The 24,121-nt window shown below is 58.7% G+C and carries 22 protein-coding genes; 12 read left to right on the top strand and 10 right to left on the bottom strand.

The window, feature by feature from the left end; all coding sequences use genetic code 11:
- Positions 1–22: 22 nt before the first annotated feature.
- Positions 23–1,357: an MFS transporter gene (locus ACIPY9_RS05955; RefSeq protein WP_400697981.1), complete on the top strand. Its 1,335-nt coding sequence runs from the start codon at positions 23–25 to the stop codon at positions 1,355–1,357.
- An 82-nt stretch (positions 1,358–1,439) separates the two neighbouring features.
- On the opposite strand, the gene ACIPY9_RS05950 is transcribed toward ACIPY9_RS05955, so the two are convergent.
- From ACIPY9_RS05950 to yiaY, 4 genes are all read right to left on the bottom strand, one after another.
- On the bottom strand, positions 1,440–2,159 hold the full coding sequence (locus ACIPY9_RS05950) for an IclR family transcriptional regulator (protein WP_400697979.1): 720 nt from the start codon (positions 2,157–2,159) through the stop codon (positions 1,440–1,442).
- Between the two features lie 123 nt (positions 2,160–2,282).
- A complete protein-coding gene (locus tag ACIPY9_RS05945; RefSeq protein WP_400697976.1) occupies positions 2,283–3,797 on the bottom strand; it encodes a diguanylate cyclase in 1,515 nt (504 codons plus the stop codon).
- Between the two features lie 86 nt (positions 3,798–3,883).
- A complete protein-coding gene (locus tag ACIPY9_RS05940; RefSeq protein WP_400697974.1) occupies positions 3,884–4,207 on the bottom strand; it encodes a DUF2025 family protein in 324 nt (107 codons plus the stop codon).
- A gap of 64 nt (positions 4,208–4,271) precedes the next feature.
- Positions 4,272–5,420 (bottom strand): L-threonine dehydrogenase, encoded by a 1,149-nt coding sequence (yiaY, locus tag ACIPY9_RS05935; protein WP_400697972.1) that lies wholly within the window; start codon positions 5,418–5,420, stop codon positions 4,272–4,274.
- Between the two features lie 249 nt (positions 5,421–5,669).
- Here yiaY and ACIPY9_RS05930 point away from each other — a divergent pair, with 249 nt between their 5' ends.
- Positions 5,670–6,569, top strand: a complete 900-nt coding sequence (locus ACIPY9_RS05930; RefSeq protein WP_400697970.1) for a DMT family transporter — start codon at positions 5,670–5,672, stop codon at positions 6,567–6,569.
- Here ACIPY9_RS05930 and ACIPY9_RS05925 read toward each other — a convergent pair.
- The 3 genes from ACIPY9_RS05925 to ACIPY9_RS05915 all read right to left on the bottom strand — a co-directional run bounded on the left by ACIPY9_RS05925 (position 6,562) and on the right by ACIPY9_RS05915 (position 9,215).
- Positions 6,562–7,776, bottom strand: a complete 1,215-nt coding sequence (locus tag ACIPY9_RS05925; protein WP_400697967.1) for a class I SAM-dependent methyltransferase — start codon at positions 7,774–7,776, stop codon at positions 6,562–6,564. The two genes, ACIPY9_RS05930 and ACIPY9_RS05925, sit on opposite strands and share 8 nt — an antisense overlap.
- Before the next feature lie 112 nt (positions 7,777–7,888).
- Positions 7,889–8,506: a TPM domain-containing protein gene (locus tag ACIPY9_RS05920; RefSeq protein WP_400697964.1), complete on the bottom strand. Its 618-nt coding sequence runs from the start codon at positions 8,504–8,506 to the stop codon at positions 7,889–7,891.
- Between the two features lie 25 nt (positions 8,507–8,531).
- Positions 8,532–9,215: a TPM domain-containing protein gene (locus ACIPY9_RS05915; protein ID WP_400698319.1), complete on the bottom strand. Its 684-nt coding sequence runs from the start codon at positions 9,213–9,215 to the stop codon at positions 8,532–8,534.
- 329 nt (positions 9,216–9,544) lie between these two features.
- On the opposite strand from ACIPY9_RS05915, the gene bglX reads away from it, so the two are divergent.
- From bglX to ACIPY9_RS05885, 6 genes are all read left to right on the top strand, one after another.
- The gene (bglX, locus tag ACIPY9_RS05910; protein WP_400697962.1) at positions 9,545–11,851 is read left to right on the top strand and encodes a beta-glucosidase BglX; all 2,307 of its coding nucleotides are present in this window, start codon (positions 9,545–9,547) and stop codon (positions 11,849–11,851) included.
- Positions 11,852–11,928: 77 nt separating this feature from the next.
- Positions 11,929–13,698, top strand: a complete 1,770-nt coding sequence (locus ACIPY9_RS05905; RefSeq protein WP_400697959.1) for an ATP-binding protein — start codon at positions 11,929–11,931, stop codon at positions 13,696–13,698.
- Positions 13,692–15,014 carry a sigma-54-dependent transcriptional regulator gene (locus tag ACIPY9_RS05900; RefSeq protein WP_400697957.1) on the top strand — a complete coding sequence of 441 codons (1,323 nt, stop codon included), beginning with the start codon at positions 13,692–13,694 and terminating at the stop codon, positions 15,012–15,014. The genes ACIPY9_RS05905 and ACIPY9_RS05900 overlap by 7 nt, the downstream gene beginning before the upstream one ends.
- A gap of 77 nt (positions 15,015–15,091) precedes the next feature.
- Positions 15,092–16,786, top strand: a complete 1,695-nt coding sequence (locus tag ACIPY9_RS05895; RefSeq protein ID WP_400697955.1) for a molecular chaperone HscC — start codon at positions 15,092–15,094, stop codon at positions 16,784–16,786.
- Positions 16,787–16,791: 5 nt separating this feature from the next.
- The gene (locus ACIPY9_RS05890) at positions 16,792–18,393 is read left to right on the top strand and encodes a molecular chaperone DnaJ (RefSeq protein WP_400697952.1); all 1,602 of its coding nucleotides are present in this window, start codon (positions 16,792–16,794) and stop codon (positions 18,391–18,393) included.
- Positions 18,394–18,564: 171 nt separating this feature from the next.
- The gene (locus ACIPY9_RS05885) at positions 18,565–19,890 is read left to right on the top strand and encodes an MFS transporter (RefSeq protein ID WP_400697951.1); all 1,326 of its coding nucleotides are present in this window, start codon (positions 18,565–18,567) and stop codon (positions 19,888–19,890) included.
- An 88-nt stretch (positions 19,891–19,978) separates the two neighbouring features.
- On the opposite strand, the gene panB is transcribed toward ACIPY9_RS05885, so the two are convergent.
- Together panB and ACIPY9_RS05875 are read right to left on the bottom strand one after the other, a co-directional pair.
- The gene (gene panB, locus ACIPY9_RS05880; protein WP_400697949.1) at positions 19,979–20,830 is read right to left on the bottom strand and encodes a 3-methyl-2-oxobutanoate hydroxymethyltransferase; all 852 of its coding nucleotides are present in this window, start codon (positions 20,828–20,830) and stop codon (positions 19,979–19,981) included.
- Between the two features lie 15 nt (positions 20,831–20,845).
- Positions 20,846–21,463, bottom strand: coding sequence for a LysE family translocator (locus ACIPY9_RS05875; protein WP_400697946.1), 618 nt, complete (start codon positions 21,461–21,463; stop codon positions 20,846–20,848).
- A gap of 137 nt (positions 21,464–21,600) precedes the next feature.
- Here ACIPY9_RS05875 and ACIPY9_RS05870 point away from each other — a divergent pair, with 137 nt between their 5' ends.
- From ACIPY9_RS05870 to ACIPY9_RS05860, 3 genes are all read left to right on the top strand, one after another.
- Positions 21,601–22,056, top strand: coding sequence for an Lrp/AsnC family transcriptional regulator (locus ACIPY9_RS05870; RefSeq protein WP_400697944.1), 456 nt, complete (start codon positions 21,601–21,603; stop codon positions 22,054–22,056).
- 302 nt (positions 22,057–22,358) lie between these two features.
- Positions 22,359–22,673 carry a hypothetical protein gene (locus ACIPY9_RS05865; RefSeq protein WP_400697941.1) on the top strand — a complete coding sequence of 105 codons (315 nt, stop codon included), beginning with the start codon at positions 22,359–22,361 and terminating at the stop codon, positions 22,671–22,673.
- A 120-nt stretch (positions 22,674–22,793) separates the two neighbouring features.
- Positions 22,794–23,423: a flavin reductase family protein gene (locus ACIPY9_RS05860; RefSeq protein ID WP_400697938.1), complete on the top strand. Its 630-nt coding sequence runs from the start codon at positions 22,794–22,796 to the stop codon at positions 23,421–23,423.
- Here ACIPY9_RS05860 and ACIPY9_RS05855 read toward each other — a convergent pair.
- Entirely contained in the window at positions 23,413–23,652 is a 240-nt protein-coding gene (locus ACIPY9_RS05855; protein ID WP_400697935.1) for a hypothetical protein, read from the bottom strand. The two genes, ACIPY9_RS05860 and ACIPY9_RS05855, sit on opposite strands and share 11 nt — an antisense overlap.
- 237 nt (positions 23,653–23,889) lie before the next feature.
- On the opposite strand from ACIPY9_RS05855, the gene ACIPY9_RS05850 reads away from it, so the two are divergent.
- The gene (locus ACIPY9_RS05850) at positions 23,890–24,060 is read left to right on the top strand and encodes a hypothetical protein (RefSeq protein ID WP_400697933.1); all 171 of its coding nucleotides are present in this window, start codon (positions 23,890–23,892) and stop codon (positions 24,058–24,060) included.
- Positions 24,061–24,121: the final 61 nt, after the last annotated feature.

Raw genomic sequence — 24,121 nt, 5'->3', positions numbered from 1 at the left:
GAACAAACACAAGGAGAGCACCATGGCCGCGACAAAAGCGCCTCCAGCCGTCAGCGAGCTTGAACGCACCACCATGCGCCGGGTCGCCTGGCGACTTCTTCCCTTTCTGATCATCTGCTACCTGATTGCGATCATCGATCGCGGCAACATCGGGATGGCATCGCTGCAGATGAACCACGACCTGGGGCTGACGCCCGCCATCTTCGGGTTTGCCAGCAGCCTGTTTTTCTTTTCCTATTTTCTGGTGGAAGTCCCCAGCAACCTTGCGCTGCAAAAGTTCGGGGCACGGATCTGGATTGCCCGGATCATGATCACCTGGGGCCTGATCTCGGCAGGCACCGCGTTCGTGCAGGGCGCAAACTCACTCTATGTGATGCGCTTTCTGCTGGGAGCCGCAGAAGCCGGATTCTTCCCCGGCGTGCTGCTGTACATGACCTACTGGCTGCCCTCAGCCTACCGGGCACGAATGGTCGCCATCTTCATGGTCGCCATTCCCGGAGCCAACTTCCTGGGCTCGCCACTGTCAGGTTACTTGCTGACGCTCGATGGCTGGATGGGCATGCGCGGCTGGCACTGGCTGTTCATCATTGAAGGTATCCCGGCCGTACTGCTGGGGATCGCCTGCCTGTTTGTACTGACCGACCGCCCCGAACAGGCCAGGTGGCTGAATGATGAACAGCGCTCCTGGCTGATTGGCCGTCTTGAAGAGGAGCGTCAACTCAAGACCAACATCGGCCACATATCGCTGTGGAAACTGCTCAGGCACAAGGACATCTGGGTCATGGCGCTCATTTATTCAGGAGCTTCCGCCGCAGGCAGCACCATGAGTGTCTGGGCACCGCAACTGCTCAAGACCTTCGGCCTGAGCAACCTGGAAATCGGCCTGACCAATGCCATCCCTTACGGCATTGCCTCGATTGCCATGATTGTCTGGGGACGCAGTTCCGATCGTACCAACGAGCGTCGCTGGCATACCTCGGCCACCCTGCTCTTGATTGCCGCCGGACTGTTGCTGGCATTGGTGACATCCTCCCTGCCAGCCACCGTCCTGCTGCTGACCATGGTGCTGGTCGGTGCCTATTCGATGAAGGGGCCTTTCTGGGCACTGGTTTCGTCGTGGCTGTCCAGCAGCACCGCAGCTGCGGGCCTCGCGGCCATCGGCGCACTGGCCAACCTGATCGGCGGCGGAATCATGGTCAATGCCTACGGGGCGATCCATGGTGCGACCGGGAGTTATGCCCTGGCGATGCTGCCACTCGCCGCACTCTGCATCACCGGCGGGATTGCCGTCCTGGTGATGGGGCGTCATCGCCAGCGCGAACAGGCTGAAGCCACCCAGCCACTCAAGGCCAGTTAGGCCGCAACCTTTATCGGGTTTCCCATGACCTGAAACACCTCCGGCGCTCCCTCTGAATGAAGGAGCGTCGGCGTCTTGATCGTCACGGCCGCTTTCCCTCTGCCTCTGCGGCAGCACTCTTGCCACCCAGACTGCGAGTCAGGTCCTCGGCAACAGCGACAAAAATATCCTGAATCGACTTTGCATAATCGGCAGTCAATCGCATGGCCGGACCAGACAGCACTATCGCCCCGATCACTTCTTGCAGCGGCCCGTATATAGGCAACGCCATGGATGCCGCATGCGGATCGGTGGCACCACTGGAATAAAAAGGCTCCAGGCCATCGCGGGCACGGCTGTAAGGGGTCCGCAACGCCTCGGCGCTGGCCGCGCCATCCATCGGCCGCATGTCCCCCGGCTGCAAGTGGAGCCGAAGCCGATGGGGGGAGTTGACCCGGTACTGACACAGGCGATAGGCACCGTGGCGCACATAAAACGAAGCGGTTTCCCCCGTTTCGTCTGTCAGCTTGTGGAGTCGCGGAAGAACATGCCGTTCCAGATCGAGCGCATCCTGATAGACCGCATTCAGGCGCATGACTTCGCTGGCCAGCATGTAACGGCCATCCGACATCCGGTTGATGAATCCATAGGTTTCCAGCGAAACCATCAGACGCATGATGGTGCTTTTGATAAGTCCCGTGCGCTCTACCAGCTCAACGAGGTTCAGAGCGGTATCCCCCACCCGGAACGCTGAAAGGACAGTGAGCACCCGATCAGCTGATGCAACTCCGCTGACCGCAGGACGTGGACGCGTCTTGACCATCAATAACTCCTAAGCGCTGACAGAAACGTCAGAATCGAAATCGGCGGGGCATTATCCGTTAGCTGAAAACGGATAGCCACCAAGCGGTTTCCGGATTCTCGCCAGGACGGCGTCCCTGGAAACTCATTCAACCCCAACCCGATTGCGCCCAAGGCTTTTGGCCCGGTACAGCAACCGGTCAACCTCGACCAGGCTTTCTGCACCACTCTGCCCTTCGGAAAACCCTGTAGAGAGTACACCCGCACTGATACTGACGACGCCCAGCGGGCTGGCAGAGTGCTCGATGCCCGCCTTGAAGATGGCAGACCGTATCGCTTCGGCAACGCCCAGCGTTCCCGCCTGATCGGTGTCCGGCAGCAGGATCACGAACTCTTCGCCGCCATAGCGGGCGACCAGGTCCGAAGAGCGGTTGGTGTTGGCCTGAATGAGGCGAGCGACCTTTTTCAGGCATTCGTCCCCCACGACATGACCATAGGTGTCGTTGTATTGCTTGAACCAGTCGATATCGAGAAGGATCAGGCCCGCCCGTTCGCCATTACGCCGTGAATGCACCTCTGCCCTCTTCAAGGCCACATCGAAGCAGCGCCGGTTCGCAATGCCCGTCAGGCTGTCGGTCTGGGCGAGCACTTCCAGTTCGCCCCGTGCAATATTGAGCTGCCTTTCAGCTTTCAACAGTTTCTGCACCTGACCATAAAGAACCACGCCGAGCACAACGAGCGCCGAAATGATCAGGCCGACAATGACGAAAGAGCGATAGGCATACGTCCACCAGCTGGCAAACACCGACTCATACGACAGACCGGCAGCGGTCACGATGGGCAGCCCTTGCAGGCGGCGATAGGCATAGATTCTTTTGATGCCGTCCACGACAGAGGTGAGAATCGCCGTACCCTTGTCGCCCTGAGGCAGGTATCGGCTGAAGATCTCGCCCTTGGAAATATTGGTCATCATCAACGCGCCAATGGTCGGGCGACGGGCCAGCAGATCGCCGTTATCCAGGGCGAGGAAAATGACGCCCTTGTCGTCCACCGCCATACGCTCGAAGAAGCTCTGAAAATAGGAAACAGGGATCGTGGCCAGGGCCACACCGGCAAAACTTCCATCGCCATGCTGAATACGGCGGCTGACCGGGATGATCATCTCGCCCGTGGTCCGGCTCTTGATGATCGAGCCTATATGGATGGAGGTATCCCTGTTTTCGCGGTGATAAATGAAGTAATCACGGTCGCTGTTGTTTTTAGTAGCGTCATCCAGGGAGAAGGAATTGGTCACCCAGTTTCCGTATTCGTCATAAATGAAAAGCCCCTGAATGCCTTTCATGATTGCAACGTCACGGGACATGAGCTTGTGCAGGCGCAATCGCTGAGGACGGTCGATACCGTCGCTCTCGACCCGCTCCACAAGGTCCCTGAGTTTGTTGTCTGCCTGCCGTACCGTGTCCTGAGCCTGCTGCTCGGCGGCACTGACAATGTTGGTCACGCCCATTTCGGCCGCGCTCAGGCGTTCGGCTGCCGACTGTTTCATCTGCCATGCCGTCGCCAGTATCAGCGAAATGCAGACCAGGATGATGAAGCCGATGAGCCCCGCCGACAGGGCTTTAGGTGTGAGTCGTGCCGATACAAAAGGTATGGGCTTCATGTTTTCTCGTCATTATTCTGGCATGTCGGCGTGTTGCTGCATGTTTCATACCTGAATGGTGAATGCCATGACGAGCCAGGCAATCGTTACACCTTCACCCAGCGTTCCACCTTGATCTCCGGCAAATCCTGCCGACGCATGTACACCCGGAGCGGCTCGGTAATGTTCAGGCGACTGTCGATATTCTGATCGAACAGCAATTGCAGGCGTTCACGGCTGAGGCTCATCTGGGCACCGGTGCCGTTACTCCAGACGAATTCGCTGGTGGGAGTGATGCTGTCCTCGGTGACGTCCATGCCGAAGGAGTCTTCGCTGAAACGCACGATGAAATGCTTGTGCTTGTGGTGATACCCCACAAACCCCTCAAGTTGCTCGGCGGCGTCGCAGATATCGCTGGAGGTCGTGCTCATCGTGATTTCCTCTCTTGAAAAAAGCCCCCGCGATGCACGAGTCATCGAGGGGGCGGGATGTGAATCAGAGTGCCTGGCGGAAAATGCTCTCAATCTGCTCCTGATCGGCCGGACGCGGGTTGGTCAGGCCACAGGCATCTTTCAGGGCATTGCTGGCCAGAATCGGGATGTCTTCCTCTTTCACGCCCAAGGCGAGAAGGCCCGACGGGATTTCCACCGAAGCCGACAGCTTGCGAATCGCCGCAACAGCCGCCCGCGCCCCTTCTTCAGGTGACAACCCACGGATATCGGCCCCCATGGCATGGGCCACGTCAGTCAGGCGTGCGGCGCTGACCGCGGCGTTGAAGCTTTGTACGTGAGGCAGCAGGACCGCGTTGCAGACACCGTGAGGCAGGTCATAGAAACCGCCCAGCTGGTGCGCCATCGCATGGACATAGCCCAGCGAAGCATTGTTGAACGCCATGCCCGCGAGGAACTGCGCATAGGCCATGTTTTCCCGCGCCACGATGTCCGAGCCGTTGGTGACCGCCTTGTACAGGTTACCGGCAATCAGGTTCATGGCCTTGATGGCACAGGCGTCGGTGATCGGTGTCGCAGCGGTCGACACATAAGCCTCGATGGCGTGGGTCAGCGCGTCCATGCCGGTGGCGGCCGTCAGGGACTTGGGCATGCCCACCATCATTTTCGGGTCGTTCACCGACAGGATCGGGGTGACGTTACGGTCGATGATCGCCATTTTCACGTGACGGACTTCATCGGTAATGATGCAGAAACGGGTCATTTCGCTGGCAGTGCCGGCCGTGGTGTTGATCGCGATCAGCGGCAACTGCGGCTTTTCCGAACGATCCACCCCTTCGTATTCGCTGATATGCCCGCCGTTGCTGGCGCACAGGGCAATGCCCTTGGCACAGTCGTGGGGCGAACCACCGCCCAGGGAGATCACGAAGTCACACTCGCGCTCTTTCAGCAGCGCGAGGCCTTTTTCCACGTTACTGATGGTCGGGTTCGGCTTGGCACCGTCGTATACCACTGCATCGATGCCCTCTTCGACCAGCAGACCTGCGACCTGTGCGGCAACACCGGCCTTGGCCAGGCCTGCATCGGTCACGATCAGGGCCTTGCGGAATCCGTATTTGCGGATGGCTTGCACCGCTTCATCGATGCAACCCGAGCCAATGATGTTCACGGCGGGAATGAAAAAAGTGCTGCTCATGGCTGATTCCTCATCTCTGCTTGGCTCAGGTTCCGGCACGGCGACGGGTCTGGAGCCTTGGGTTTTTCTGTAGCTTCGGCCTTCCGGGAGCGCGGAACGTTGATCCAGCTCAATGAAGCGGAACGGCATGCGACAAGCTGTCGGAAACTGTACGGCCAAATTTCTGTATAGCTGTAGAAGCACGCTCAGGCCGAACTATGGCTAGATGCCAATCCTTGTGGATAAAACATCAAGAACTGGATGGGGATCATGTCTTCTCGTGAAAACACCGGTATGGCTCTGGGCCTGCTGGGCGTCATCATTTTCAGCCTGACACTGCCGATGACACGTATCGTGGTGCAGGAACTTCACCCTTTGCTCAACGGAATCGGACGCGCCTTGCTGGCGGCGATTCCGGCGGCGGCGCTGCTGTACTGGCGACGGGAAAAGTGGCCCACACGGGAACAGCTCAAAGGGCTGGCGCTGGTGATCTGCGGGGTCATCATTGGCTTTCCGGTCCTGTCGGCCTGGGCCATGCAGACACTGCCAGCCTCTCATGGCGCACTGGTCAACGGCATACAACCGCTGTTTGTCGCCATTTATGCCGCCTGGCTGTCCCACGAACGGCCCTCGAAAGCCTTCTGGGGCTGCGCGGCACTGGGCAGTGCTCTGGTGCTCGGTTATTCCCTGATGAGCGGTGCTGGCAGCATTCAGGCGGGCGACCTCTGGATGATTGGCGCCATCGCAGTTGGTGGGCTGGGTTACGCCGAAGGCGGCCGGTTGGCCAGGGAGATGGGCGGCTGGCAGGTGATCTGCTGGGCACTGGTGTTATCGAGCCCCTTGCTGATCGGCCCCTTTCTGTATTTTGCCGTGCAGCATCAAGGACCGGTTTCCAGCGGCACCTTGTGGGCCTTTGCCTACGTGGCGTTCTTCTCGCAGTTCATCGGCTTCTTTGCCTGGTATTCCGGGCTGGCGATGGGCGGTATTTCGCGGGTCAGCCAGGTTCAGTTGTTGCAGATTTTCTTCACCATGGCCTTTTCGGCGCTGTTCTTTGGCGAACACATCGAACCGATCACCTGGGTCTTTGCCGCCGCCGTCATCGCCACCGTGATGCTGGGACGCAAGACCTCGGTCATCGCGCCCCCCAAACCTGCCACGCCACTCAGTTGAGCAAACCGTCTGCCTGGAGCAGGGTTTCCAGGCAGTGCTCGGTAATGCCGTAGAACGTCTTGAGCTCCTGGATGCGCGCCAGCAAGCGGGCCGGGTCAACCGGCTCGGCGCGCTTGACCGCCAGGATCATCTTGTTCTTGTTGGTATGTTCCAGCGAGATGAACTCGAAGACCTTGGTTTCATAGCCACAGGCTTCCAGCAGCAGCGCACGCAGGCTGTCGGTGACCATTTCAGCCTGCTGCCCCATGTGCAGACCGTATTGCAGCATCGGTTTCAAGAGGGCCGGGCTCTGGATCTGCAGGCGGATCTGCTTGTGGCAGCACGGCGAGCACATGATGATCGACGCGCCGGAGCGGATGCCCGTATGGATCGCGTAATCGGTGGCGATATCACAGGCATGCAAGGCAATCATCACGTCCAGGTCACTGGGCGCCACACTGCGCACATCGCCATGCCGGAACACCAGACCGGGATGCTCCAGCCGGGCCGCTGCGGTATTGCACAGGTTCACCATGTCTTCGCGCAGTTCCACACCGGTGACCTGCCCCTGTGCCTGCAAGGTGTTACACAGGTAATCGTGGATCGCGAACGTCAGATACCCCTTGCCCGAACCGAAGTCCGCCACCTTGACCGGCTGGTCGAGCTGGAGCGGCGATGAAGTCAGGGCGTGGGAAAACACTTCGATGAACTTGTTGATCTGCTTCCACTTGCGCGACATGGCCGGAATCAACTCATGCTGCCGGTTGGTCACGCCCAGATCGGTGAGAAACGGACGGGTCAGCTCCAGGTAGCGTTTCTTTTCACGGTCATGCCCGGCCGAGACTTCACGGGCCTGCTGGGTCTGACTCTTGAACAGGGTGCTCTTGCCCTTCTTGCCGAACTCCAGCTGCACCTCATCGGTCAGTGACAGCAGGTGGGCATTCCTGAACGAATCGGGCAACAGGCCCGCAATGATCTCCATGGCCTCGGGCACGGGAAAGTTCTTGGTGATGTCGCGGGTTTTATAGCGATACACGAACGACAGGCAAGGCTGAGCCTTGACGGTCAGCGGCTTGATGATGATCCGCTGCAATTCGGTTTCCTCGCCCACGTATCGGGCCAGGACCAGCTTGATGAGAGCGTCTTGGGAAAGGCTGGTGTCCAGCAAACCCAGGAACTGCGCCATGTGATCCGGCGCGGGTTTGGAGGAAGTGGCAGTGGCTGACATTGAAAAACGCCTCGGACGGCTGAAGCAGGACAGAAAGGAGGCTATTTTAGGCGGGATCAACGCGCAGGGTTAATAAATCTGTGGTGTCGCGAGCACTTTCGGCCCGCGCCCCTTATCCCAGGACCACCAACCGGTTGGTCAGCTCGCTGCGTTCCCGGGTCACCGGAACATGATCGGCCAGCAACTCGCCACAGGCATGGATACAGCCCAGAAAGCCCTGCAAGGTCTGCCCGTCGCGAATCTGCTGGGTAAAGACATCGACCATCGCCTTCCAGGTATCACCGTGCAGCCGGTTGGCAATACCGTGATCGACCAGTATCTCGACATAACGCTCGGCTTCACAGACGAACACCAGAATCCCCGTGCCGCCGGTCGTGTTGTGCAGGTTCTGCTCCAGAAACTGCCGACGGGCCAGGTTACCCGCCCGCCACCGCCGAACCGGCGCCGGAACCAGATGGCTGATGATCGCCGGAATACGGCACAGCAAGGCCACCAGAATGAATGTGCTCATCTGCGCCAGCAGCAGTTCATCGGCGCTCAACAGGTCCAGGAAATAATTGATGACGCCCGGCAGCAGAAGACCGACCAGACCGGCCCATATCAGCGGCATGTAGGCGTAATCGTCGGCACCGGCGGCCAGCACGGTGACCAGTTCGGCATCGGTACGCCGCTCAAGGCGGTCGATTGCCTCTGCGACCTGCCGCTGTTCGTCTTTGTTGAGTAAAGCCATTATTTCCTCGCTCTGGATCCTTTCATTACCAGTTGCCCGAAGCACCACCACCAAACTTTCCGCCACTGCCCGCGGTGCCCCGGCACGCATCGGTACGCCGTACAACGGCAGTCCCTCTCAGGCAGACGAACACAATCAGCAGCACAACGACAACCAGCCCCCCGGCAATCTGCCAGGCCACATCGTTGCCGACCTGAGTGTCGTAGGTACTGAGCTCGGCGGACAACTCGGGCTCTTCGGGCACATGGCCGCCCAAGGCAATGACGACCGCCTGGGCACCGCGCTCAATACCCGCCGAGAAACGGCCACGGTTGAACTCCGGTGCAATCAGCATGTTGATGATGAGCGAAGCCTGAGCGTCGGTCAGGCGCTCCTGCAGGGCCGAACCGGCCTCGATCAGGATCTTGCGCTTCTCACGCCCCACCACCATCAGGACACTGGTGCTTTTCCCCTCGCTTCCCAGCCCCCAGGCACTGCCCAGCCGAGCGCCGTAATCCTCGATGGTCGCCCCTTGCAGATCGGCCACCGTGACCACCACGATACGCTCACCGGTTGCCTGCTCGTGATTTTGTAACATTTTTGTCAAACGCACCGTCGCCTGACTGTCGAGCATCTGTGCCGAATCCACCACACTGCCTGTCATGGGAGGGAACACCAGCGCCGGCGGCTCTGCCTGAACCCTGAGCACGCCGCCTGCCGAAATAACCATGAACAACATCAGCTGCAACACAAACTTCAAAACCCAACCTCCGGTGCTTTTTTGATTTATTGGACCGACACGCCTTAGCCAAAAGAGAAGTTCCCCGGCATAATCCCACGCCAATGCTCGATTTTGGCCAATATTGGCCGTATCAGGCGCAGTACGAAACATCAGCGAGCAGCGATCAGGCAATGCCTGGAAAGGCCTGGCGCAACGAAACATTTCAGCGGCTACCCTTTCGCTCTGCTTGAACAATAAATGCCAAAGGTCGAAGACCCAAAATCTGGCTACCCGGTATTAAACGCGAGTTGCCGGTAAAAAGCCTTGAGAAATCATTCATGAATAAGCTGTGTTTACTAGGACTGCTGGTCGGTTTGGCCAGCCAATCGGTGATGGCCGACGCGACTTCCGCGCCCCCCAACACCCCCAAAGCCGCACTGCAAGCCAAGAATGCCTTCATCTCCAACCTGATGAAACAGATGACCCTCGATGAAAAGATCGGTCAACTGCGCCTGATCAGTATCAGCAACGAGATGCCGCAGCCAAAGATTCTCAAGGAAATTGCCGCCGGAAGAATCGGCGGAACATTCAACTCCATTACACGTTCAGAAAACCGCCCATTGCAAGAGGCGGCAGTCGCCCACAGCCGTCTGAAAATCCCGATGTTCTTCGCCTATGACGTGATTCATGGCCATCGCACGATTTTCCCGATCAGCCTGGGCATGGCCGCCAGCTGGGACATGGACGCCATCGCGCTGACCGGCCGGATCTCGGCCAAAGAAGCCAGTGCCGACGGCCTGGACATGACCTTTGCCCCCATGGTCGACATTTCCCGTGACCCACGCTGGGGCCGCAGTTCCGAAGGCTTCGGCGAGGACACCTATCTGGTGTCGCGCATCTCCGACGTGATGGTCCGGTCCTTCCAGGGCAAGAACGTCGCTGCGAGCGACAGCATCATGGCAGCCGTCAAGCATTTCGCCCTGTATGGCGCGGTCGAAGGCGGTCGCGACTACAACACCGTGGACATGAGCATGACGCGCATGTACCAGGATTACCTGCCGCCTTACCGCGCCGGTATCAATGCCGGTGCCGGTGGCGTCATGGTCGCCCTCAACTCGATCAACGGCGTGCCGTCGACCTCCAACAAATGGTTGATGCAGGACCTGTTGCGCAAGGACTGGGGCTTCAAGGGCGTGACCATCAGCGACCACGGCGCCATCAAGGAGCTGATCGATCACGGCGTTGCCAAGGACTACCGCGAAGCCGCCAAGCTGGCGATCAAGGCAGGCGTCGACCTGAGCATGAACGACGTGGCCTACGGCGAACAATTGCCCGGTCTGGTGAAGGACGGTGAGGTTTCCATGCAGGAAATCGACAACGCCGTACGCGAAGTGCTGGGTGCCAAATACGACATGGGCCTGTTCGCAGCCCCTTATGCTCGTATCGGCGTCGCCGCCGAAGACCCGGCCGACACCTATTCCGACGACCGCCTGCACCGTGCAGAAGCCCGTGATGTCGCCCGCAAGACGCTGGTGCTGCTGAAAAACCGGAACGAGACCCTGCCGCTGAAAAAGCAAGGGACCATCGCCGTGATTGGCGGTCTGGCCCAGAGCCATCTGGACATGCTCGGCAGCTGGTCGGCCGCCGGTCGCCCTCACCAGACCGTGACCGTGTATGAAGGCCTGGCCAATGCCGTCGGCGACAAGGCCAAGCTGGTTTACGCCCGTGGTGCGAACGTCAGCGACAACGAGCACATCCTCAACTACCTGAACTTCATTGAACATGAAGTGGAAGTCGATCCACGTCCGGCTCAGGAAATGATCGACGAAGCCGTGAAAGTGGCCGAACAGTCCGATGTGATCGTGGCCGTGGTCGGTGAGTCCCGTGGCATGTCCCACGAATCGGCCAGCCGCAGCAGCCTGAACATTCCCGGCAAGCAGCGCGACCTGATCAAGGCCCTCAAGGCCACCGGCAAGCCGCTGGTTCTGGTGCTGATGAACGGCCGTCCGCTGGTGCTGGTCGACGAACTGGAGCAGGCCGATGCCATGCTCGAAACCTGGTTCCCGGGCACCGAGGGCGGTAACGCCGTGGCTGACGTGCTGTTTGGCGACTACAACCCGTCGGGCAAGCTGGCCATGTCCTTCCCGCGCTCGATCGGCCAGTTGCCGGTCTACTACGCGCACCTGAACACCGGCCGTCCGTACTCGGCGGACAAGCCGGGCAACTACACCTCGCACTACTTCGAGGAAACCAACGGCCCGCTGTTCCCGTTCGGCTACGGCTTGAGCTACACGCAGTTTGACGTTTCCGATGTCACCCTGTCGGACAGCAAGATGACCCGCAAGGGCAAGCTGACCGCCAGCGTGACGGTCAAGAACACCGGCAAGGTTGCAGGTGCCACCATCGTGCAGCTTTATCTGCGTGATGTAGCCGCTTCGATCAGCCGTCCGGTGAAAGAGCTGAAAAACTTCGAGAAGATCACCCTGCAGCCCGGCGAAGAGAAAGTCGTGAGCTTTACCCTCAGCGAGAACGATCTGAAGTTCTATGACCCGGCCCTGAAATACGTGGCCGAGCCGGGCGAGTTCAACGTCATGATCGGGCTTGACTCCGAGGCCGTGAAACAAGCGAGCTTCAATCTGTTGTAAATGCCGACAACGGCGTATTCGCGGGCGCACCGGCCTGCGAATACGCCCGTTTTGACACCTCGGGCAGTACGCGCGACATGACTCTCAAGCATCGCAATCTACGTCTCTCTCTCTATGTCGTGCTGATCCTGACAGGCGCCGTCCTGTCGGCCGGTCTGGCCATGCGTCAGGCACAACGGCATTCACTGTCGGAAGAAGCCACACGCGCCAACGGGCAATTGTCGCTCTATGCCAATAGCCTGCACACACTGATCGAACGCTATCGCGCCCTCCCCTCGGTGCTGGCGCTCGACCCCGAGATTCGTGCTGCGGTGAACGGGCCGATCACCGAAAACGCTCAGCTTGAACTCAATCGCAAGCTGGAAAAGATCAACGACACGGCCCACTCCTCCTCGCTGGAGCTGCTGGACCGGCATGGCCTGACCGTCGGGGCCAGCAACTGGCGACAGCCCAACAGTTATGTCGGCCATAACTATGGGTTTCGCCCCTACTTCCAGCAGGCCAGAAGCAACGGTATCGGTCGCTTCTACGCCGTCGGCGTCACGACGGGCATTCCCGGCTATTTCCTGTCCAATGCCGTGCTGGACGAGGCCGGGAGCTTCAGTGGTGCCATGGTCGTGAAGCTGGAATTTCCCTCTCTGGAAAAGGAATGGAGCCAGAGCGACGACCTGCTGTTGGTCAGTGACAACAAAGGCATCGTTTTCATTTCCAACCGGAGCGAATGGCGCTATCGCGAGCTGGACCCCATTTCCCTCGATAACCGCGCAGAACTGCTGCGCACCCGTCAGTACGATAAAAAGCCATTGTCGCCACTGCGTCGAAGGATTCTGGACCAGGTCGGACCGTACAGCCATCTGATCCGGGTCGATGGCCCGGATGCCACCACCGACTACCTCTGGCAATCCATGCCGCTGCTCGACGAGAACTGGACCCTGCACCTGCTGCGCAAGCCCCAGATGGCCAATGAAGACGTGCGCAATGCGGCGCTGGCCGGTGCCGGTATCTGGCTGACACTGGTCTTTCTGGGCCTGTACCTTTACCAGCGCTGGCGCCTGTCGAACCTGCGCGAACGCAGCCGTGACGAGCTGGAGCGACAGGTCCAGGAGCGTACGCGGGATCTGCGCACCGCCCAGGAAGGTCTGGTGCAATCGACCAAACTGGCGGCCCTGGGGCAAATGTCCGCCGCCCTGGCCCACGAGATCAATCAGCCGCTGACGGCACAACGCATGCAACTGGCGACCGTACGCCTGCTGCTCGATCAGGGCCGCATCGACGAGGCCTGCAAATCCCTCGCGCCACTGGATCAGCAACTGACCCGCATGAGCGCGCTCACCAGTCACCTGAAAACCTTTGCCCGCAAGAGCCCCGGTGGCCTGCGCGAGCGGCTGGACCTGGCGACCGTGGTCGATCAGGCCCTGCTGTTGCTGGACCCGCGCATACGCGAAGAACGGGTCCAGTGTGTATTGCAGCTGTCACGCCCGGCCTGGGTCCGTGGCGATGCCATCCGCCTGGAACAAGTGCTGATCAATCTGCTGCGCAACGCCCTGGATGCGATGCGCAACAAGACCACAAAACGTCTGGAAGTGCGCATAGAAGCCGATGCCGACCAATGGCGCCTGAGCGTCACCGACACCGGGGGCGGTATTGCCGAGGAACACCTGGCCAATATCTTCGACCCCTTCTTCACAACCAAGCCGGTGGGCGATGGTCTGGGGCTCGGGCTTGCGGTGTCGTATGCAATCATCCACGAACTCAATGGCCGCCTGAATGCAGAAAACGGCGATGAAGGCGCAGTGTTCTGGTTCTGCCTGCCCAATGATTTCATGGAGGCAGAGCTCCCATGCTGAACTCGGTCATTGTCGTCGACGACGAAGCCCCTATCCGCCAGGCCATGGAACCCTGGCTAACCTTGTCCGGCTTCAAGGTGCAGGTCTACAGCCGGGCCGAAGAGTGCCTCGAGCATCTGCCCGAGCATTTTCCCGGCGTGATCCTCACCGATGTCCGCATGCCGGGCATGAGCGGCCTTGAATTGCTGGCTCGCCTGCAAGCGCTGGACAAGGACCTGCCCGTGATCCTGCTGACCGGCCATGGCGATGTGCCGATGGCGGTCGAAGCCATGCGCGAAGGGGCTTATGACTTTCTGGAAAAACCCTTCAGCCCGCAGACCCTGCTCAGCAACCTGAACAGGGCCATGGAAAAGCGGCAACTGGTCCTGGAAAACCGCCGCCTGACCGAACAGGCCGATGCCAGAACACAACTGGATGCCACCCTGCTGGGCGTATCGCCGGCCCTGCAAAACCTGCGGCGCACGGTGCTGGAACTGTCGCAACTGCCGGTCAACGTGATCATTCGCGGTGAAACCGGCAGTGGCAAGGAGCTGGTCGCACGCTGCCTGCATGACTTCGGGCCACGGGCCAACAAACCCTTTGTGGCACTCAACTGCGCCGCCATCCCTGAGCATCTGTTCGAGGCTGAACTGTTTGGCCATGAAAGCGGAGCCTTTACCGGAGCCCAGGGCAAACGTATAGGTCGTCTCGAGTACGCCGACGGCGGCACACTGTTTCTCGACGAGATCGAAAGCATGCCCATGGCCCAGCAGGTCAAGCTGCTGCGCGTGCTTCAGGACAAGCGCCTGGAACGACTGGGCTCGAATCAGAGCATTGAAGTGGACCTGCGCATCGTCGCCGCGACCAAGCCGGACTTGCTGGAGGAAGCCCGTGCCGGTCGATTCCGTGAAGACCTGGCCTATCGCCTGAATGTCGCACAGTTGTATCTGCCGCCCCTGCGCGAACGCCGGGAGGACATTGTGCAACTCTTCAACCATTTTGCCCGTATGGCCGCTGACCGCATGGGCCGGGAAGCACCGGCACTCACGGCCCTGCAATTGAGCCGGTTGCTCAGCCATGACTGGCCGGGCAATGTGCGAGAGCTGGCCAATGCTGCCGAACGCCAGACACTGGGGCTGGACAGCCCGGAAACGGCATCGCCGGGACAGTCCCTTGCCGCCCAGCAGGAAGCCTTCGAGGCCCAGTGCCTGCAAGCGTCCCTGACCCGGCACAAAGGCGATATCAAGTCGGTGCTCAATGAATTGCAGTTGCCCCGCAGAACCTTCAACGAAAAGATGCAACGCCATGGGCTGGTACGGGAAACTTTTCTGGAGTGAAAGTCTTCAGAGAATCGGCCGATTAACTTTATTGCCTCTCGAATCCGGACAGTGAGCACGCAAGGAGAACGCACCACATGATCGTTGGTATTGATTTGGGAACGACCAATAGTCTGGTCGCCGTCTGGCGCGATGGCAAAGCCCAACTGGTTGCCAATGCCCTGGGCGATATGCTGACCCCCAGCGTGGTCGGCCTGGACGACGATAACCAGATTCTGGTGGGCAAGGCCGCTCGCGAGCGCCTGCAGACCCATCCGGGCAAGACCTGCTCACTGTTCAAGCGCCATATGGGCAGTGCCCAGAAGGTCAGCCTGGGATCGAACACCTACCGGCCGGAAGAACTTTCGGCGCTGGTACTCAAAAGCCTCAAGGACGATGTCGAGCGGGCCTTTGGCGAAACGGTGACCGAAGCCGTCATCAGCGTGCCAGCCTATTTCAGCGATGCCCAGCGCAAGGCCACCCGCGTGGCAGGCGAACTGGCCGGCCTGAAAGTCGACAAGCTGATCAATGAACCCACCGCCGCCGCACTGGCGTATGGCTTGCACCAGAAGGAAGGCGAAACCTCGTTTCTGGTATTCGACCTGGGCGGCGGCACCTTCGATATCTCGATCCTCGAACTGTTCGACGGCGTGATGGAAGTACGCGCCAGCGCCGGGGACAACTTCCTCGGCGGGGAAGACTTCGACCTCTCGCTGGTCGAACACTTCGTGACCTTGCACCGGGATGAAACCGACTTCCCGTCCAGAGCCAGCATCGACCCTGCCTTACGCCGCGAGGCCGAGCGCGTACGCAAGGCACTGGGCCAGGACAGCAGTGCCGAATTCGTCCTGCGTCATGCCGATCGCGAGTGGCGCAAGACCATCACCCAGGAACAACTGAGCGAGCTGTATGCCCCGTTGCTCGCCCGCTTGCGCGCCCCCATCGAACGCGCCTTGCGCGATGCGAAAATCCGGGTCGCCGATCTCGACGAAATCCTGCTGGTCGGCGGCACCACGCGCATGCCCCTGATCCGCAAGCTTGCCGCCGGTCTGTTCGGCCGCTTCCCGTCCATCACGCTCAATCCGGATGAAGTGGTCGCCCAGGGGGCCGCCATCCAGGCCGCACTCAAACAAAGAGACGCGGCTCTTGAAGAGATTGTCCTGACCGACGTCTGCCCTTACACATTAGGGATCGAAACCTCCAACCGCTTTGGCAACTCCATCGAAGGCGGCCATTACCTGCCGATCATCGAGCGCAATAGCGTGGTTCCGGTCAGCCGGGTCAGAACCGTGCAGACCCTGAGCGACAACCAGAAGCATGTGCTGGTGAAGATCTATCAGGGTGAAAGCCGCTTGGTGAAGGACAACATTGCCCTGGGCGAACTGGACATCCCGATCCCTCCCGCCAAGGCCGGGGAAATCGAACTGAATGTGCGCTTCACCTACGACAACAATGGTTTGCTGGAAGCCGACGTGCAGATCCCCGCTACCGGGCAGAACCACAGGCTGGTGATCGAGAACAACCCCGGCGTCATGACCCCGGAGGAAATCCAGGAACGCCTCAAGGTGCTGGCGGCGCTCAAGGTTCATCCTCGCGAGCAGCAGGTGAATACCCATTTGAGCGCACGCCTTGAACGGCTGTATCAGGAATACCTGGGCGAAGCTCGCGAGTTGATCGGTTATTGGGCCAGCCAGTTCCAGCGCGTGCTGGAAACCCAGGATGAGCGTCAGATCAACGAAATGCGCAAGAACCTCGAACAGGAAATCGATCGTTTCGAGCGGGGCGAGAGGTAACAGGGATGAATTGCTGGAACGTCCTCGAACTGGACCGCAATGCCGACGAGCGCAGCATCAAGCGCCAATATGCAAAACTGCTGAAGGTAAACCGGCCCGACGAAGACCCGGACGCCTTTCAACGATTGCGGGACGCTTATGAGCAGGCCTTGAACCTGGCTCGTCATCGCATCGATGAAGAGGACACAGAATACGAGCCCGAAGACAGCACGGCACATGAAGTCCCCATGCCCCTGCATGTCGTCATGCCCGCTTCCGAACCGGAACCGGTGGCCACGACCCCTCCTCCACCCGTGGAGCAGAGCTGGTACGACGTGGCTCAGAAAACCACGGCGCAAAACCTGCAATCGCAGCATCAACTGGCAAGGGATCTTGGGGCGGATGCACAGTTCCAGCAGCTTCTCGTACAGCGCTGCCTGCTCGATACCACAGAGAATCTGGATCTGCTCAAGACGGCAGTGACGCAGTTGCGCTGGCTGACGCCCTGGCAAAAGGTGACGCTGAGTACCCATCAGGAAAAACGCCTGATCCAGACCCTGCTCGATGATGCATTGCCACGTCTGCAGGCACTGCTGGAAAACCAGCAGGAACGCCAGTTCATGCACGAGCTGAAAAGCCTCGAGCAACAGCCCTGGCTGGAGCAACTGGAACATCGCGAGCATCTGCAACGCTGGACCATGACCCTGTTGCTCAATACCCGGGACTGGACCCCCGCCCTGTTCGAGCGCATCTGCCAACTGTTCGACTGGGATCAGAAGCACTACGCCCCGACCGATCCTCCGTCCCTCTGGCAGCGCCTTGTCGAACGCTGTGAACACTACAGTTTTGCCAAACGTCTGCAGGAATTGCTCACCGAAAGCAGTGACGCGGGCGATGCCGCCAGGTTGATATTGCAGCCTCCGGAGTTGAAAACCCGACTGCGCATGGCCAGACGCTGCGATGCTGCGGTCTGGCTGACGTGCGATCGCCTGTGCACGGACCTCTCCTACCGCTACCCCGACATTCTTGAGCAATACCCCGATGCGGACCTGAACGGCTGGCGCTCGCTGCACGACCAGACGCATTTCAACCCTCACCTGAGAACCTACCTGTTCGGGTTCGTCTTCATTCTGATATCGGGGCTGGTTCCGACGGTCCATAACGGAAAGTTCGACGTGCTGAACGCGATTTTCGCTGCACTCAGCCTGCCGATTGTCCTGCTTCTGGTGGTCCACATCTTCATGTCATTCTGGGGGCCGGTCTCCCGCTCGTTCGAGTCCCTGGACAACAGACTGAGCGAACGCCTGTTGCCGGACTGCCTGAGCTGGCCCGGCTATCAGGCATTGCTGCTGCGCCATGGTATCCCGGTAACCGTCGTCGGGATCGCCGTTGCCAAGTCAGGCCTGCCATCACTGATCATGTACGCCATGGTCCTGCTGGTCTGGCTGCTTCTGTCGCCTTATCAGGTCTCCAGGATAAAGGACTATTGCGCCCGCAAAACCGGCGGGTGGCAGCACATCAAGGGCTACTGTGCAGACAACATCGGCAAGGGCGCCATGATCGTCCTGGGCCTGATGTTCGCCTTTGTATTCGCGGTACTGATCTTCGGACCTGGTCACACGCGCTGACCCATCGGCAAGTTTCCGCTTATCCAATTTCCCCGGATAAGCGGATTTCCGCTCATTGCTCCCCTCTTACCCCCTCTAAAACGGGCCTCTCGGACCTGGCATAACTCCTGCTATAGCCCAGGTCAGGCTGCGTGCAGCCCTCTTCTAAAAATAATGACGTTAAGGAACACCATGGATATCTCCAACTCCCTCTCGAAAGAGTCGGCTGGCGCACCCGCCGCTGAAAAATCCACCTCAAGCCGTCTCAAATCGATCTTCAGTGGCTCGGTCGGCAACATGGTCGAATGGTATGACTGGTACGTCTACGCCGCGTTCTCGTTGTACTTCGCCAAAGTCTTCTTCCCCAAGGGCGACACCACCGCTCAATTGCTCAACACGGCCGCCATCTTCGCCGTAGGCTTCCTGATGCGCCCTATCGGTGGCTGGCTCATGGGCCTGTATGCCGACTACAAGGGACGCAAGGCCGCCCTGATGGCCTCGGTGCTGCTGATGTGCTTCGGTTCGTTGATCATCGCCCTGACCCCCGGTTATGAAACCATCGGCGTCGGCGCGCCGATCCTGCTGGTATTCGCCCGTCTGCTGCAGGGCCTGTCGGTGGGGGGTGAATATGGCACTTCGGCCACCTACCTCAGTGAAATGGCGACCAAGGAGCGTCGCGGCTTCTTCTCCAGCTTCCAGTACGTCACCCTGATTTCCGGCCAGCTCATTGCTCTGGCCGTCCTGATCGTCCTGCAACAGATCCTGACCACCGAGCAACTTCACGCTTGGGGCTGGCGCATCCCGTTCGCCATCGGCGCGCTGTGTGCGGTCGTTGCGCTGTTCCTGCGTCGCGGCATGGAAGAAACCGAATCGTTCACCCGCAAGCAGAAGGACAAGTCCAAGGAAAGTCTGATGCGCACCCTGATGCGTCACCCCAAGGAGCTGATGACCGTCGTCGGCCTGACCATGGGTGGCACACTGGCCTTCTACACCTACACCACCTACATGCAGAAGTATCTGGTGAACACGGTCGGCATGAGCATCAGTGACTCCACCACCATCTCGGCCGCCACCCTGTTCCTGTTCATGGTGCTGCAACCCGTCGTGGGCGGGCTGTCCGACAAGATAGGACGTCGCCCGATCCTGATCGCCTTCGGTGTATTGGGCACACTCTGTACGGTGCCGATCCTGACCACCCTGCACACCATCCAGACCTGGTGGGGCGCGTTCTTCCTGATCATGGCGGCGCTGATCATCGTCAGCGGCTATACCTCGATCAATGCCGTGGTCAAGGCCGAACTGTTCCCGACCGAGATCCGCGCACTGGGCGTCGGCCTGCCGTATGCCCTGACCGTATCGCTCTTTGGTGGTACCGCTGAATACATTGCCCTGTGGTTCAAGAGCATCGGTATGGAAACCGGCTACTACTGGTATGTCACGGCCTGCATCGCCTGCTCGCTGCTGGTCTACGTGTTCATGAAAGACACCCGCAAGCACTCTCGCATTGAAACCGACTGATATCGCGTTTCAGTGATGATCAAGGGCAGCCACGACATGGGCTGCCCTTTTTAAGAAGGGAGTGACCGTGTTATGGAAAACTTTGGCCTTATTGTCTCTCAGTGTCTTGAAAGGTGTGCTCTGGCCCTGGAAATGATCCAGACACAACATCATCGACGAACGCTCTTGCTGCATCCGTCATCACACTCCGCATATCTGCATACTGCTTGACGAATCGGGGCAATTGACCAGCACGCAGTCCCATCATGTCCTGCCATACCAGCACCTGTGCATCGCACCCGCAGCCAGCCCCAATCCCTACGGTAGGAATGGATACCGCTTTGGTGATGCGACTTGCGACATCGCCAGGCACCATCTCAATCAGTAAACCAAACGCTCCAGCGCGTTCAAAAGCAACGCTCAGGTCTAGCAGTCGTTGTGCGTCGGCCCCCTTACCCTGAATGCGATACCCACCCAGTTGATGCTCTGCCTGAGGCGTGAACCCGATGTGCGCCATCACCGGGATTCCAGCCGCTACCAGCTTTTCGACCTGAGGGACCATCTCAATCCCTCCCTCGATTTTTACCGCGTGCGCACCGCCTTCTTTCATGAAGCGCACAGCAGTTTCAAAGCATTGCTCAGGTGATCCTTGATAAGAGCCAAACGGCAAATCAGCAATAACCAACGCCCGTTCAGTGGCGCGCGAAACCGCTCTGACCAAAGGCAACATCTCGTCGACGGTCACAGCCAGAGTGGAGTCATGACCAAAAACATTATTGGCTGCCGAATCACCGACCAAGAGAACCGGAATACCGGCTGATTCAAAAACGGATGCGGTGTACATGTCGTAAGCAGTCAACATGGCCCATTTTTCACCTCGAGCCTTCATTTCATGTAAATGGGGGATTCTCACTCTCCCCAGACGACGACTGGAATAGGGAGCAGTATTCTGATCAGACATTTTGTTTCCTTAGTTTCAAGCGGACAGCCGCTCGGTAGCGAGTACAACAGCAATCACGATCATCGCGGCTCCGGAAACCCGACTGATAAAAATGGCTGCATCGGGTCGAGAGGCGAGTACCACCCGGGCAGCAAATCCCACGGCTAGATAGACCACAGCGCAACTGAAAGCATGGATCATCCCTAATGACAGAATCTGGGCAGCAACTGGCCAGTCGGCCGAGGGGTCGGTGAACTGAGGCAACAGGGCCAGGAATAACAGGAGAACCTTCGGATTAAGTCCGCTCACGCAAAGCCCCTTTATCGCCCAAGCCCTCCAATGATCGTCATCGGCAGCCGTCCCCTGGGTAGGCATCGAAGGTTTGAGCAACATGTTGAGACCCAGCCAAAAGAGATAGCCCGCTCCCACCAGCGTAAGCGTCAAGAGCGCGAACGGCAGTTTCACCAGTAGCCCTCCTACACCCGCCGCAACGATGGCGGTGGCCAGGAAATGCCCCGAGAGCATTCCCGCGACTGCCGGCACGACGACACGACCTCGTATGCCAGCTGAGATTGCGTAGGCCCAATCGACCCCAGGCGTGATAACGAACAAAAATGATACAGCCCAAAAAGCTATCACCAAGGACATGGTCACGATCAATCCTTCCCTTCTAACCCGTTTAAAGCCCCGCATACGGGCTATAAAAAATGTGATAGAAGGATAATGAAAGACAACTGGGATTATTTTTCAAAGTTGCCCGTCCAACCTTGATTTTTTAGAAGATTTTTAAAATGGATCGTATAGACAAGAAGATTCTTGCTGAACTACAACTGGATGGTCGTCAATCACTTACAGAACTGGCCGACCGCGTGGGGTTGAGCCTGTCTCCCTGCCATCGACGCGTCCGGGCGCTAGAAGAGGCAGGCATCATCAAAGGCTATCGAGCCAATCTCTCGGCTCCTGAGCTAGGCCTCAATTTCTCTTCCCTGGTATTCGTGACGCTACGTGAAGGACATCAACAAGCGGTGGCAGACTTCGAGAACGCCCTTCCCGGCGTTCCTTATATCGTTCAGGCACAGCGACTGTTTGGCGATCCAGACTACCTGCTCATGGTAGTAACCGCCGATCTCCCGGCGTTTCAGAAGCTGTATGACGAAGAATTATCGAGGCTACCGAATGTGCAGCGATTGACTTCAACTCTAGTCATGAAGCATGTCATTACAGATCGGCCTCTGCCATTGATGTGAAGCCCATTACATCGTCGGCTGGATCATTGCGTTATTGAACAAATGACTCTGCCGAACGCCTTTCAAGCCTTTCATTCAATGACAACAAAATTTGTCAAGAGCCTTTTTCTCAAGGTTTTTCAAACAAACGCACTGAAAGCGAGCGCTCCCCCCTGAGAAGCCCGAAAACCGGGCGATACGACTTACTATCATTTTCAACGATGATGGCTAGCAACCCGATTGACTTCTTAATAACCATCAGGCGCGTAGCATGGCCTCCATACCGGGATGACAACTCACCCGACCCAAACCTGGAGTCCATCATGAAAACCAACAAACTGATCCTCGGCCTTGCCTTCTCTGTTCTTGCTTCGACCGCTTTTGCCCTGCCTGTCATCAATGCCACGGACTCGTCGAACGCGACCATCGTGGCTGAAGGTGGCTCGACTCACACCAACATGGATGCCAATCGTCAGGCTGCCGATGGTGCTGACCGCGTCGGTGCGAATCGTCTGACTTCGGATGGTTCCGATCACGTCGGTGCCAACCGCCTGACCTCCGACGGTGCTGACCGTGTCGGTGCAAACCGCCTGACTTCGGATGGCTCCGACCATGTCGGTGCAAACCGCCGCGTCTGATCCCTTCGGATGACTCCCAAGCCCGGTTATACCGGGCTTTGTTGTATGGGGGTTATCGAACGCTCGGCACAGGTCGACTATGATCGCCCCACTGCAATGGTGATCATCAGGACTCGAGTAATGACAGACGATATTCACTTCTATGAACCGTCAAAAGGCCATGGCCTGCCCCATGACCCGTTCAATGCGATTGTAGGTCCGCGCCCGATTGGCTGGATTTCCTCTCAGGACGCCGAAGGCCGGCTGAACCTGGCCCCCTACAGCTTCTTCAATGCCTTCAACTACATCCCGCCCATCATCGGTTTTTGCAGCGTCGGGCGTAAAGACAGCCTCAATAACATCGAACAGACTGGTGAATTCGTCTGGAACCTGGCCACACGCCCACTGGCCGAGGCGATGAATCAGAGCTGCGCAGCCGTGCCCGCGGACGTGGATGAGTTTGAGCTGTCGGGCCTGACGCCACTGGCCTCGAAGATCGTTGCCGTGCCGCGTGTTCTGGAAACACCGGTCTCGTTCGAGTGCAAGGTCACACAGATCGTGCAACTGCAACGCGCTGACAAGGAACTGGTACCCAGTTGGTTGATCCTGGGCGAAGTGGTGGCCGTGCATATTGCCAAATCGCTGCTCAAGGACGGCGTCTATGACACCGCCGCCGCCGAGCCGATCCTGCGTGGCGGCGGCCCGGCCGACTACTTCCAGTTAGGCCCGGAAGCGCTTTTCAGGATGCACCGGCCAACGGTCACTGGTTAACCAGCACCAGCTCCCCCTCGCCATCCACGTCGATCAAGCGCTCCAGTTCACGGACTGCGGCCAGATCGGCGTCATGGGCGGTCTTGAATTTCTCCCCAGGCAATACGGGATGAAAACGCGGCGCACCACCTGCGTCCAGCGCCTTCACTGCAATTGCCGCGCTATAACCACCTTCTCCGGGAATGACGGCGGAAACCGCCTCGTATTCCTTGAATTCCTTGCGTGCCATGGGTAGAGAACCTGTGAGCCGAGTCAGTCAAAAGACAGCATTCTAAACCCGTCAATCGTCTGTGCAGGACTGGATTTATCCAGAAAGGCCTTATTTCCGGCATCGAACACAGTGTTGAGGATAAGACCTCTTCCCGGATAAATCCGGTCCTGCAGTAACTACCTGCAGCCTGTCATTTTCCATTCCTGTCCTACACTCAATTCAAGCAATTTCTCTGGCAGAAATGAGGAATGCACCATGAAAGCAAAAACAAGAAAATGCATGGCTGTATTAGGCATCATCGCAGTGTTCTGTATTTACGCGGCAGGGATCTATCGCATTGAAATGGCCCGTCAGGCTCCGAGGGTCGCGATTTGTACCTTCGGACATTGCGTGCCGACCGATGCGACGTTCAGCGTGTTGCGATGACCGTATCGCGCCATAGAAAGTCTGCTATCGATTAGCAGGCTATCGGACTAGACTGGGCAAC

The organism is Pseudomonas sp. NPDC089734 (assembly GCF_044748865.1).
Taxonomy (GTDB): domain Bacteria; phylum Pseudomonadota; class Gammaproteobacteria; order Pseudomonadales; family Pseudomonadaceae; genus Aquipseudomonas.
This window is presented reverse-complemented; position numbering and strand designations above follow the sequence as displayed.